The organism is Streptomyces sp. NPDC090032 (genome assembly GCF_044748025.1).
Taxonomy (GTDB): Bacteria; Actinomycetota; Actinomycetes; order Streptomycetales; family Streptomycetaceae; genus Streptomyces.
Genome location: NZ_JBIVFF010000009.1, coordinates 237,608 through 250,019, shown reverse-complemented (window position 1 = coordinate 250,019; position 12,412 = coordinate 237,608). Strand labels below are relative to the sequence as shown.

The 12,412-nt window shown below is 72.3% G+C and carries 9 protein-coding genes; 4 read left to right on the top strand and 5 right to left on the bottom strand.

Annotated features, from left to right (window positions below; translation table 11 throughout):
* The first annotated feature begins 24 nt into the window (after positions 1–24).
* From ACIPWY_RS23885 to ACIPWY_RS23870, 4 genes are all read left to right on the top strand, one after another.
* Entirely contained in the window at positions 25–975 is a 951-nt protein-coding gene (locus tag ACIPWY_RS23885; RefSeq protein WP_401534849.1) for a phosphotriesterase, read from the top strand.
* A gap of 77 nt (positions 976–1,052) precedes the next feature.
* On the top strand, positions 1,053–2,177 hold the full coding sequence (locus ACIPWY_RS23880) for an aminotransferase class V-fold PLP-dependent enzyme (RefSeq protein WP_401534972.1): 1,125 nt from the start codon (positions 1,053–1,055) through the stop codon (positions 2,175–2,177).
* 2 nt (positions 2,178–2,179) lie between these two features.
* Positions 2,180–3,343: an alanine racemase gene (locus ACIPWY_RS23875; RefSeq protein ID WP_401534846.1), complete on the top strand. Its 1,164-nt coding sequence runs from the start codon at positions 2,180–2,182 to the stop codon at positions 3,341–3,343.
* Positions 3,340–4,593, top strand: a complete 1,254-nt coding sequence (locus ACIPWY_RS23870; protein WP_401534843.1) for a phosphopentomutase — start codon at positions 3,340–3,342, stop codon at positions 4,591–4,593. The genes ACIPWY_RS23875 and ACIPWY_RS23870 overlap by 4 nt, the downstream gene beginning before the upstream one ends.
* 65 nt (positions 4,594–4,658) lie before the next feature.
* Here ACIPWY_RS23870 and ffh read toward each other — a convergent pair whose 3' ends face one another.
* The 5 genes from ffh to ACIPWY_RS23845 all read right to left on the bottom strand — a co-directional run bounded on the left by ffh (position 4,659) and on the right by ACIPWY_RS23845 (position 12,383).
* On the bottom strand, positions 4,659–6,212 hold the full coding sequence (ffh, locus tag ACIPWY_RS23865; RefSeq protein ID WP_362904826.1) for a signal recognition particle protein: 1,554 nt from the start codon (positions 6,210–6,212) through the stop codon (positions 4,659–4,661).
* Between the two features lie 194 nt (positions 6,213–6,406).
* Positions 6,407–8,887 (bottom strand): [protein-PII] uridylyltransferase, encoded by a 2,481-nt coding sequence (locus ACIPWY_RS23860; RefSeq protein WP_393705116.1) that lies wholly within the window; start codon positions 8,885–8,887, stop codon positions 6,407–6,409.
* Between the two features lie 30 nt (positions 8,888–8,917).
* On the bottom strand, positions 8,918–9,256 hold the full coding sequence (locus tag ACIPWY_RS23855; protein ID WP_362904822.1) for a P-II family nitrogen regulator: 339 nt from the start codon (positions 9,254–9,256) through the stop codon (positions 8,918–8,920).
* Positions 9,253–10,608 carry an ammonium transporter gene (locus ACIPWY_RS23850; protein ID WP_362904820.1) on the bottom strand — a complete coding sequence of 452 codons (1,356 nt, stop codon included), beginning with the start codon at positions 10,606–10,608 and terminating at the stop codon, positions 9,253–9,255. Before ACIPWY_RS23850 ends, ACIPWY_RS23855 begins: the two co-directional genes overlap by 4 nt.
* A gap of 302 nt (positions 10,609–10,910) precedes the next feature.
* Positions 10,911–12,383, bottom strand: coding sequence for a hypothetical protein (locus tag ACIPWY_RS23845; protein WP_362904818.1), 1,473 nt, complete (start codon positions 12,381–12,383; stop codon positions 10,911–10,913).
* Between the last annotated feature and the right edge of the window lie 29 nt (positions 12,384–12,412).

The following is a 12,412-nucleotide window of genomic DNA, read 5'->3' as shown; positions in this document are numbered from 1 at the left end:
GCCAGGAAGGGAGCCCACCGCGCCATGCACACCCCGCCCCTCGTCCACACCGTCACCGGTCCCCTTCCCGCGGCTGCCGTACGTGGCCCGGCTCTCGCCCATGAGCATCTGGTGCTCGACCTGGACCGGCGCGGCGACGGCGGCGCGGTCCTGGACGCCGAGGCGCACGGACCGGCCGCCACGGCCGAACTGGCCGCCCTGCGCGAGGAGTTCGGTCTCTCCCTGGTGATCGAGCTGACCTGCCGCGGCATGGGGCGCGACCCGCGCGCGCTGGCCCGGATCTCCCGGGGCGCACAGGTCGCCGTCGTCGCGGCCACCGGCTGGTACTACGAGCCGTTCCACCCGCCCGAGCTGGCCGGCGCGGAGGTCGGGCAGCTGGCCGACACCCTGATCGGCGAGATCGACGGCGGTCTCGGCGCAACGGGCATCCGGCCGGGGGTGCTCGGCGAGGTCGGCAGCCACGGTGACGTGCCCAGCGAGCCCGAGTCGCGTGTGCTGCGGGCGGCGGCCCGTGCCGCCGTCGCCACGGGACTGTCGGTCGCCACGCACGCGCAGCTCGGCCGCGGCGGGCTCGCCCAGCTGGAACTGCTCACCGGTGAGGGCCTCGCCCCGCACCGGATCTCGGTCGGCCACCAGGATCTCCTCGACGATCCGGCCGTGCACAAGGAGCTGGCCGCGAGCGGCGCGTACGTCGCGTTCGACACGGTCGGCAAGGAGAACTACCAGAGCGACGACGTGCGGCTGCGGCTGCTGCTCGCCCTCCTGGAGGGCGGCTACGCCGACCGTGTCCTGCTCAGCTGCGACATCTCGCGCCACGGCTATCTGGAGCGCGAGGGCGGTCAGGGTTACGGGCATCTGTTCCGGTCGTTCCTGCCCCGGGCGCGTGCCGTGGGCGTGGACGAGGGGCTGGTGGACCTGATGACGCGCCGCAATCCGCTGCGCTTCCTGACCGGCGCGAGCGTGGAGGAGATCTGACCGTGACACGCACATCCCCCGGCGCACCCGCGCTCCCCGAGACCTTCCCCCTCGCCACGATCCCGGTCGACGAGGCGATGGCCCGGCAGTTCCGGCTGATCGAGTGCACCGCCGCGCACTTCGCCGGCGAGGAGCTGTTCGGCGCCGACGCGGGCGTCGTGCCGGGTCTCGGCCGGCCCCGCACCACCGCCAAGGCCGAGGCGGTGCTCGCCGACTTCTTCGGGGCCGAGGACGCCGCGTTCGTCCAGGGCGCGGGCACCGGAGCGATCCGTGCCGCGCTGAACGCCGCCGTGAGCGCGGGCGATCCGCTGCTGATCCACAAGGCGCCGGTGTACCGGACCACCGAGGTCACGCTGCGCGGTATCGGGGTCCGTACCGAAGAGGTCGACTTCAACGACCTGGGCGCGCTGCGCGAGGCGCTCGCGTCGGGGCGCTTCCGGTGGGCGTACGTCCAGCACACCCGGCAGCGTCTCGGCGACTCGTACGACCCGGGCGAGGTGCTCGCGGCCTGCCGGGCCGCCGGGGTGCGCACGGTCGTCGACGACAACTACGCCGTGCTGCGCGTGCCCGCGTCAGGTGTCGAACTCGGCGCGGACGCCTCCTGCTTCTCGCTGTTCAAACTGCACGGGCCCGAGGGCGTGGGCATCGTGATCGGGGCGCGTGACCTCGTCGAGCGGGTCCGGGCGGACAACTACTCGGGCGGCGGTCAGGTCCAGGGCCATCAGGCGCTGGACGTGCTGCGCGCCCTGACGCACGTGCCGGTGATGTGGGCGGTGCAGTCGCGGGTGGGCGCACAGGTCGCCGAGCGGCTCGCCGCCGGTGAGGTGGACGGGGTCGCCGAAGTGCGGCTCGCCAACGCGCAGGACCGCTGCCTGCTTGTGCGCCTCGACCGGCCCGTGGCCCGCCGACTCCCCGCTGTGGCCGCCCGGTTCGGCGCCGCGCCCTATCCCGTCGGCTCCAACTCCCGCTACGAGATCGCGCCGTTGTTCTACCGCATGTCCAGCTCGTCCCTGGACGACTCCCCCGGGCTCGCGGAGTGGACGGTGCGGATCAATCCGATGCGGGCCGGCGCCGACCTAGTGATCGACATCCTGCGCCGCTCCCTCGACACGCTGAAGGACCACGCGGACGTACTGAAGCACCACACGAACGCAGCGAAGCACCACGCGGACGTACTGAAGCACCATGCAAAGGACGACTGACCGTGTTCCTCGACAGTCTGCTCACCCGCAACCCCGAGCTCGCCGACGCCGCGGCCGGCCTCCACCGGCGGGGTGCTGTCCCGCCCGACACGTACGTCATGGATCTCGACGCGATCGAGTCGAACGCCGCGCTGCTCGCCGCCGAGGCCGACCGGCTCGGCCTCACCCTGTGGTTCGTCGTGAAGCAGCTCGGCCGCAACCCCGAACTGATCCGGGCGATCGCCCGCCACATCCCGAAGTACGCGGCCATCGACGCATCCGAGGCGCGCACCCTGCACGCGGCGGGCGCGCGGGCGGGGAACCTCGGTCACCTCGTGCAGATCCCGCGCCGCTCACTGCCCGGGATGCTGGCCTGGCGGCCGGAGACCGTGACCGTCTTCGACGTCGACAACGCCCGCGCGGTCTCGGACACGGCCCGCGCGCAGGACTTCGTCCAGGACGTCCTCGTACGCGTGGAAGGGGCGGAGGGTGCGGTCTATCCCGGGCAGGAAGGCGGCGTTCCGCTCGGCGCGCTCGACGGCTTCGCGGCCGCCGTCGAGAAGTTGCCCGGGGTGCGGATCGCGGGCGTCACGGCGTTCCCGTGCGTCCTGTGCGACCCCGTGACGGGCACACCGCACCCTACGGCCAACTTCGAACTCGCCGTCAAGGCAAGGGAGTTGCTCGCCTCACGTGGACATGCCGGCCTGAAGCTGAGCGCCCCGGGCGCCACCTCCATGGCCTGCCTCCCCCTCCTCGCCTCACACGGCGCGACCCACGGCGAGCCGGGCCACGCGCTCACCGGCACCACCCCCCTGCACGCCCGCGACGCCGGCCGGCCCGAAAAGCCCGCGTACGTCTACGTCACCGAGGTCGCCCACACCCTCGCCGACGGCCGGCCCGCCGTCTTCGGCGGCGGTTTCTATCCCCGCGCGCACATCGGATCGGCGCTCCTGCCGCGCACCGGCCTGCGCCTTGCCGTACAGGACGCGCCCGCGGAGAACATCGACTACTACCGGCTGCTCGACGCGCCCGCCCCCGGCCACGCGGTCACGGCGGGCGACACGGCGCTGCTCGCGTTCCGCACACAGATCTTCGTGACCCGCTCCACGGTCGCGGTGGTGGCGGGCCTGTCGTCCGGTTCGCCGCGCCTGACCGGCCTGTACGACGCGCAAGGGAGGGCCCTGTGAGCGCCAGGACCGTCATCGTCGTCGTCGACGGATTCGGTGTCGGCGCCATGCCGGACGCGGGAGCCCTGCGCCCCGGCGACCTGGCGGCGGACACCTGCGGGCATGTGCTCGACCGGTGCCGCGAGACGTTCGGACGGCCCCTGCGGCTGCCCGCGCTGGGTGCGCTCGGGCTCGGCCTGGTCCATCCGCACCCGGACCTCGCGACGCACACCCGTCTACCGGTCGCGGCGGGCCGGGCCGGGCTCGGCTACCCCGGCGCGGACACCTACGCGGGTCACCAGACGATGATGGGCGCGGACTTCAGCCGGGTGACGGTGGCGCGGCTCGTCGACCACCTGGACGAGGTGACGGCGGCCCTGGAGGCCGCGGGCCACCGGGTCGAACTCCTCGACCACAGGCCCCTGTTGGTGGTCGACGGGGTTGTTCTGGTGCACGACAACCTGGAGGCCGACCCGGGCATCAACTGGAACGCCTCGGGCCGCCTCGACGATCCGGGCTTCGACGGGATCCTCGCCGTCGCGCGCACGGTGCGCGCGGTGGCGCCCGTCGCGCGGGTGATCGCGGTGGGCGGCCACGCGAGCGGCCCGCTCTCCGATTTCGTACGCGACGGGGACGGCGGCACGGTCGGTCTCGACACCCCGGCGAGCGGCTTCTACCGCAACGGTGGCCTTGAGGTGCGGCATCTCGGCGCGGGCCTCGACCACACGCGGCAGTTGCCTCAGCTGGCGGCGCGGGCCGGGATCCCCGTCACGCTCGTCGGGAAGGCCGCGGACATCCTGGCCTGTGACGACGCGGTCCGGCGCCCGGCGGTGGCGACCGCGGACGTGCTCGCGTACACGCTCGAAGCCGTCCGGGCCGAGGGGGACGCCCTGGTCGTGGCCAATGTGCAGGAGAGCGATCTGGCCGGGCACCAGCAGGACGTGGAGCGGTACGGGCAGGTCCTGGAGCAGGTCGACGCGGGGCTCGCGGCGCTCGTCCCGCTGCTCGGCGGTCCGGGTGACCGGCTGATCGTGACCGGCGACCACGGCAACGACCCGACGATCGGCCACGCCTTCCACACCCGGGAGTTCGTGCCGGTCCTGGTCCACCGCCCGGGTGCGGCCGGCGTCGAACTGCTGCCGGACGCGGGCAGCCTGGCGGACGTGGGCGCGACGGCCGCGGCGACGCTCGGCCTCGATCCGGCGGTGCTCGCGAACGGCACGGAGATCAGTCAGGCGGCGGCGCGGGCCGCGCGACCCGCCCATGCGTAAGGGGCGCCCGCCATTGCGGGCGCCCCTTACGCATGGCTACTTACGCATGTCTACGAAGTGGCCGGTCAGCCCATGAACTTCTTGAACTCGTCGGGCAGTTCGAAGTTCTTGTCCTGATCGCCGGCGGGCAGGCCGAACGCGTTGCCGCCCTGTCCGGCGGCCTCGCGGCGCGCTGCCTCTTCCTCTTCCTGCTGCTTGCGCTTCATCGGGTTGCCGGAGCGCTGCTTGCCCTTGGCCTGCTTCTGCTTCTTCTTCTGCCGGCCGGCACCGCCGCCCATGCCCGGCATCCCGGGCATCCCCGGCATGCCGCCGCCCTGCGCCATGCGGGACATCATCTTGCGGGCCTCGAAGAACCTCTCGACGAGGTTCTTCACCGCGCTGACCTCGACGCCCGAACCACGGGCGATACGGGCACGGCGCGAGCCGTTGATGATCGTGGCGTCCGCGCGCTCGGCCGGGGTCATCGACTTGATGATGGCGGCCGTGCGGTCGACGTCGCGCTCGTCGAGGTTGTTGATCTGGTCCTTCATCTGCGCCATGCCGGGCAGCATCCCGAGCAGCTTGGAGATGGACCCCATCTTCCTGACCTGCTCCATCTGGGCCAGGAAGTCGTCGAGCGTGAAGTCCTGGCCCTTCTTGGAGGCCAGCTTGGAGGCCATCTTCTCGGCCTCCTGCTGCGAGAAGGTCTGCTCGGCCTTCTCGATCAGCGTGAGCATGTCGCCCATGCCGAGGATGCGGGACGCCATGCGGTCCGGGTGGAACGCGTCGAAGTCGTCCAGCTTCTCGCCGTTCGAGGCGAACATGACCTGGCGGCCGGTGACGTGCGCGATCGACAGGGCGGCACCACCGCGGGCGTCACCGTCGAGCTTGGAGAGCACCACGCCGTCGAAGCCGACGCCGTCACGGAAGGCCTCGGCGGTGTTGACCGCGTCCTGACCGATCATGGCGTCGACGACGAAGAGGACCTCGTCGGGCGAGACGGCGTCGCGGATGTCCGCGGCCTGCTGCATCAGCTCCTGGTCGATGCCCAGGCGGCCGGCGGTGTCGACGATGACGACGTCGTACTGCTTCTGCCGGGCGAACTCGACCGAGTCCTTGGCGACCTGGACCGGGTCGCCCACGCCGTTGCCCGGCTCGGGGGCGTAGATGCCGACGCCGGCGCGCTCGGCGACGACGGACAGCTGGTTCACGGCGTTCGGGCGCTGGAGGTCACAGGCGACGAGCAGCGGCGCGTGGCCCTGCCCCTTCAGCCAGTGGCCGAGCTTTCCGGCGAGGGTGGTCTTACCGGCACCCTGGAGACCCGCGAGCATGATCACGGTCGGCGGGTTCTTGGCGAACCGCAGGCGCCGGGTCTCGCCGCCGAGGATGCCGATGAGCTCCTCGTTGACGATCTTGATGACCTGCTGGGCGGGGTTCAGCGCCTGGGAGACCTCCGCGCCGGCCGCACGCTCCTTGACCTGCTTGATGAAGGCGCGGACGACGGGCAGGGCCACGTCCGCTTCGAGCAGGGCGATACGGATCTCGCGCGCCGTGGCATCGATGTCCGCCTCGCTGAGGCGCCCCTTGCCGCGGAGGTTCTTGAATGTCGCTGCGAGGCGGTCGGAAAGAGTGTCGAACACGGCGGTCGCGAATCCTCGGGTTGAAGGGCGGGCGGACAGGTCGTCCTCCAGGGTATCCGGAGGTGTCCAGTGGGGTCTCCACCCCATTCGTACGAAGCCGTCCCGAGGCCGTACGAAGTGCTCCCGGGGAGACCGGCGCCACAAGAGGCCGGTCTCCCCGCCGGCACCGCTAGGGGGTGTCCGCCGGACACCCCCTACCCCCGCAGCGCCCCTTCCAGCGCGCCCGCCACCGCGGCCGCGTCCGCCGCGGGGAGCGGGGTCCCCTCGGCCCCCGTGACATAGAACGCGTCGACCGCGTTCGCCCCGAGGGTCGACACATGTGCGGACCGCACCCGTACGTCCGCCGTCTCCAGCGCCCGGCCGATGCGGTGCAGCAGGCCCGGTGCGTCCTGCGCCCGCACCTCGATCACCGTCGCGTGCCGCGAGGCGGCGGGGGCGACCGTCACCCGGGGCGGCGGCGCGACGGTGCCGCGCCGCCGCGGATAGGCGGCGTCGCGCTCCGCGAGCCGGGCGGCGATGTCCAGGGAGCCGTCCAGGGCCCGTACGAGATCCGCGCGCAGCCGTGCGGCCTGGGGCAGGGACCCGTACTCGGCGGCGACCCGCCAGTCGAGGAGCAGGACCGAGCCCGACACCTGGGTGGGCAGGTCCAGGGCGCGCAGCTCCGCCGTGCGGACCGTGAGCCGGTGCATGGCGAGCACCCCGGCGACGGCGGGCAGGACGCCGGGCTGGTCGGGGACGGCGATGAGCAGTTCGACGCCGAGGGGCTCCAGACCGGCGGGGGCGGCCTCGCCGTCGTCCGCGTCCCGGTCGGCGGGGACCTCCGTCTGCGCGCGCAGGGACAGCACCGGGCCGCCCGTGCGGAAGGCCTCGACGGCCAGCCGCTCCTGTTCGGCGGTCGGCTCGGCCGCGGCGGGTCCTTCGCCGCCGTCGGGGTCCTCCCCCGCGAGGACGGCGGCGACCCGCTTGACCAGGTCGGTGACGAGCGACCCGCGCCACGAGGACCAGGCCGCGGGCCCGGTGGCGAGCGCGTCCGCCTCCGTCAGGGCATGCAGCAGCTCGAGTGTCCCCACGGACCCGACCGCGTCCGCAACGGCCCGCACCGTCGCCGGGTCTTCCAGATCGCGCCGCGTCGCCGACTCGATGAGCAGCAGGTGGTGGCGTACGAGGGTGGCGACGACGGCGACGTCCGCGCGGTCGAAGCCGATGCGCGCGGCCACGTCCTTCGCGATGATCTCGCCGGCCACGGAGTGGTCGCCGGGCCAGCCCTTGCCGATGTCGTGCAGGAGCGCGGCGACGAGCAGCAGGTCGGGCCGGCCGACGCGGCGTGTGAGTTCGGCGGCGCGCACCGCGGTCTCGACGAGGTGCCGGTCGACCGTCCAGGTGTGCACGGCGTTGCGCTGGGGCCGGCACCGCACCCGCTCCCAGTCGGGCAGCAGCCGCGTGATCAGGCCCTCGGCCTCCAGAGCCTCCCAGACCTCGACGGTCGGCCGGCCCGCGCCGAGCAGCGTCACGAGCTGCTCGCGGGCCTCGGCGGGCCACGGGGTCGGCAGGGGGCGCGCGGCGGCGGCCATCCTGCGCACGGCGTGCAGGGACAGCGGCAGGCCGGCCTGGGCGGCGGCCGCGGCGGCGCGCAGCGGCAGCACGGGGTCGCGCTCGGGCCTGGCGGCGCGGGCGAGGACCGCCTCGCCCTCCTGCTCGACGACGCCCTCGGCGAGCGGCGACCGCTCGGCGGCGGGCTTGCTCCCGCCGCCCAGCATGGCGCGCAGCCGCGGCCGCACGGCCCGCGACCTGAGCACGCGCCCGACCTCGCGCCAGGTGACGTCACTGGCGTACGACACGGTGCGCGCGGCCTCGTAGACCTGGCGGAGCAGGGTGTCGGCGTCGAGCAGGCCGAGTTCGGCGGCGACCTGGTCCTGTTCCTGGAGGGCGAGGCGGTCGGTGGCGCGGCCGGTGGCCAGGTGCAGGGCGTCCCGTACGTCGAGGAGTCTGCGCCGCGCGTCGGCGAGGCCTTCCCTGGGCGCGTCCGCGAGCCATGACGCGGCGACGGCGCGCAGCGCGGTGGCGTCCCTGAGGCCGCCCCTGGCCTCCTTGAGATCGGGTTCGAGCAGGTACTGCAACTCGCCCTGGCGCTCGGCCCGTTCGTCGCACAGGTCGCGCAGTTCGGGCAGGCGTTTGGGCGCCTGGTTGCGCCAGTCGGCGAGTACGGCGGTGCGCAGGCCCGCCGTCAGGCCGAGGTCGCCGGCGATGTGCCGGGCGTCGAGAAGGCCGAGCTGCACCTTGAGGTCCTCGCCCGCCGTCTTACGCGCCTCCGCGGGCGTACGGACGGAGTGGTCGAGGGCGAGTCCCAGGTCCCACACGGGGTACCAGACGTGGTCCGCGAGGGAGGCGATGGCGCCCGGTCCCGCGCTGCCGTCGTGCAGGAGCAGCAGGTCGAGGTCGCTGCGCGGGGACAGCTCGCCGCGTCCGTAGCCGCCGACGGCGACGAGGGACACCCCTGTCAGCTCACGCGCCCCGGCGGTGAACAGTTCGGCGAGCCAGCCGTCGGTCAGCTCGGCGAGCGCCGAACGGCGCGGCGGCCCGGACTGCGCCTCACCCTGGAGGAGGCGCAGCCGGGCCGCCGCATAGCCGCTGGGTGCTGAATCGTCGTCGTCCGATTTTCCGGTCTGCACATGCACACTCGTCACCCAGCGACTCCTCTGTTCCCTTTACAGCGCGTCCGGCCCGCGCTCACCGGTGCGGACCCGGACGGCTGTCTCGACCGGGGCGGCCCAGACCTTGCCGTCCCCGATCTTGCCGGTCCTGGCGGCCTTGACCACGACATCGATGAGCTGTTCGGCGTCGTCGTCCTCGACGAGGACCTCTATGCGGATCTTCGGTACGAGGTCGACGGTGTACTCGGCGCCGCGGTAGACCTCGGTGTGGCCGCGCTGGCGGCCGTAGCCGCTGGCCTCGGTGACGGTCAGGCCCTGGACGCCGAAGGCCTGGAGGGCTTCCTTGATCTCGTCGAGCCGGTGCGGCTTGACGACGGCCGTGATGAGCTTCATGCGTCCACCTTCTTGGTCTGCGCTGCCGACTCGGCGACGAGTCCGGGGCCCGGTGCGGCCGAACGGGGGGCCGTGCCGCCGCCCGCGCCGCTGAAGTCGTACGCCGTCTCGGCGTGTTCGACCTGGTCGATGCCGGAGACCTCGTCGTCCTCGCTGACCCGCATGCCGATCGCCTTGTCGATCAGGAAGGCGAGGATCGCGGAGGCGACGAGCGAGTACGCGAGGACCGCGCCGACGCCCGCGAGCTGCTTCCACAGCTGGGTCAGGCCGCCGCCGTAGAAGAGGCCCTGCGCGTCGGACTGGCCGCCGCCGGTGGCGAAGAAGCCGATGAGGAGCGAGCCGATGACACCGCCGACGAGGTGGACGCCGACGACGTCGAGGGAGTCGTCGTAGCCGAACTTGTACTTGAGGCCGACGGCCATGGCGCACAGGACACCCGCGACGGCGCCGATGGCGATCGCGCCGAGCGGCGAGCAGGAGCCGCCGGACGGGGTGATCGCGACGAGGCCGGCGACCGCGCCGGAGGCGGCGCCCAGGGTGGTGAACGCGCCGTGCCGGATCTTCTCGTAGATCAGCCAGGCGAGCATGGCGGCGGCGGTGGCGACCTGGGTGTTGACGAACATCAGCGCGCCGACGCCGTCGTCGTTGCCGAGCCACGAGCCCGCGTTGAACCCGAACCAGCCGAACCACAGCAGCCCGGCGCCCAGCATCACCAGCGGCAGCGAGTGGGGCCGCATCGGGTCCTTCTTGAAGCCGACGCGCTTGCCGATCACGAGGATCACACCGAGAGCGGCCGCACCCGCGTTGATGTGGACCGCGGTGCCGCCGGCGAAGTCGATGACGCCGAGGTCGAACGCCCAGCCACCGGTGCCCCAGACCCAGTGCGCGACGGGGAAGTACACGAGCGTGGCCCACAGGGTGATGAACAGCGCCCAGGCGCTGAACTTCACGCGGTCGGCGAGCGCGCCACTTATCAGCGCCGGGGTGATGATCGCGAACATCAGCTGGAACACTGCGAAGACGTAGACCGGGATGGTGTAGCCGTCCCACAGCTGCGTCAGGCCGATGCCGCTGAGCCCGACGTAGTCCGAGGACCAGCCGATGAGGCTGCCGTGGTCGGTGCCGAAGGCGGCGGAGAAGCCGTAGAGGACCCACAGGATCGTGACGATCCCGAGGCTGATGAAGCTCATCATCAGCATGTTCAGGGTGGACTTGACGCGGACCATGCCTCCGTAGAAGAAGGCGAGTCCCGGCGTCATGATCATCACCAGGGCGGAACAGATCAGCATGAACCCTGTGTTGGCGGCAGACAGCGTGGGCGTGTCTGCGGCAAGCGTGATGCCTGGGGGCATCGGCGTCTCCTCGTCGTTGGTACGGCCCCGTGCGGGCGAAGCCTGTGCGGTCAAGAGGGGCGGGCCGGTTATGCGCCAAGAGAATGGTGCAGCGCCGTTTCCGTGGGCGCCCCTCGATGTTTCGCCGCAGTGACGAAGAGGTCGTGCGTGTTACGCGTCAATGAACTGCCTGATACGGGGTGAGGCGATCGTTATCGTGACGCAACCAACGAGACCGGCCGCGGCGGCCATCCGGTTGACCTGGCAATGGGGGAGCCGAGTCGGGCAGTCCGGGAGGGCCGGCCGCGGCCGGGGACAAGGGTTCAGACCGCTTCGGCGGTCTCCGGCAGGTGGATCGCGAGCTGGTCGGTGAGGTGCGCGACCTCGGCGACGTCCCCGAATTCACGGACAGCGGTGTCCACGGTCTTGCGGATGCGGGTGTTGACCCGCTCGGAGCGCACCTTCTTGGCGATGATCATGGCCTGCTCGGCGAGCACCGTGGACTGCTCGGGCTCGCGCTGGAGCAGATGCACGGTGGCCATCCCGATCAGGTTCAGCGCGTACGACCGCTGGTGCTCGGAGTCCTTCTCGAAGAGCTCGACGGCGCGCTGCATCAGGGGCTCGGACATCGAGGCGTACGTGGGGCTGCGGCCCGCCACATAGGCGAGGTCGCGGTACGAGTGGGAGTTCTCCCCGTGCAGCTCGGCCTCGGAGAAGAAGCGGATCCAGTCGGGGTCCGGGTCGTCCCAGTCGTCGGCGTCGTGGAAGTTCTCCTCGGCCATCCGCACGGCCCGCTTGCACTTGCCTGGCTGCCCGATGTTCGCGTACGCGCGGGCCTCCATCGCATACAGCATGGCCTGCGTGCGCGGGCTGGCGCAGTCGCGGCTGCCGTACTGCGCGAGGTGGATGAGCTCCAGCGCGTCGTCGGGCCGGCCGAGGTGGATCATCTGGCGGCTCATGCTGGACAGGACGTACGAGCCGAGCGGCTTGTCGCCCGCCTCCTTGGCCGCGTGCAGCGCGAGGACGAAGTATTTCTGGGCGGTGGGCTGGAGACCCACGTCGTAGCTCATCCAGCCCGCCAGCTCGGCCAGCTCGGCCGCGACCTTGAAGAGCCGCTTCGTCGTGGCCTCCGGCTGGGGCTCCTGGAGCAGGTCGGTCACCTCGTGCAGCTGGCCGACGACGGCCTTGCGGCGCAGCCCGCCGCCGCACTGGGCGTCCCACTGACGGAACATGACCGTCGTGGACTCCAGGAGGTCGAGCTCGGGCTTGGAGAGCCGGTTCCCGCGGCGCAGGGACGCCGGGTCGGGCTCCACCACGGGCGTCCCGGGGGTGGGCACGAGCCAGCGCTGCATGGGCTCGATGAGTGCGGGCCCCGCGGAGAGCGCGAGGGCGCTGCCGAGGAATCCGCGGCGCGCCAGCATCAGGTCGCTGCGGGAGAACTCACCGATCAGCGCCACCGTCTGCGGGCCCGTCCACGGCAGGTCGACGCCGGACACGGAGGGCGACTGGTGCGCGGCGCGCAGGCCGAGGTCCTCGACCGCCACGACGCAGCCGAAGCGCTCGGAGAACAGCTCGGACAGGATCCGGGGGATCGGCTCGCGCGGATTCTCGCCGTCGAGCCAGCGGCGCACGCGCGAGGTGTCCGTGGAGATGTGATTGGCGCCCAACTGCCGGGCGCGACGGTTCACTTGGCGCGCCAGCTCACCCTTGGACCAGCCGCTGCGCAGGAACCACGAGCTCAGCAGCTCATTGGGGCGCTTCTCAGCGTTCGTCACGCTTCCGTCGCTGCCGCCCACTGGAACGCCCCCATCCCTGAAGCCACCTC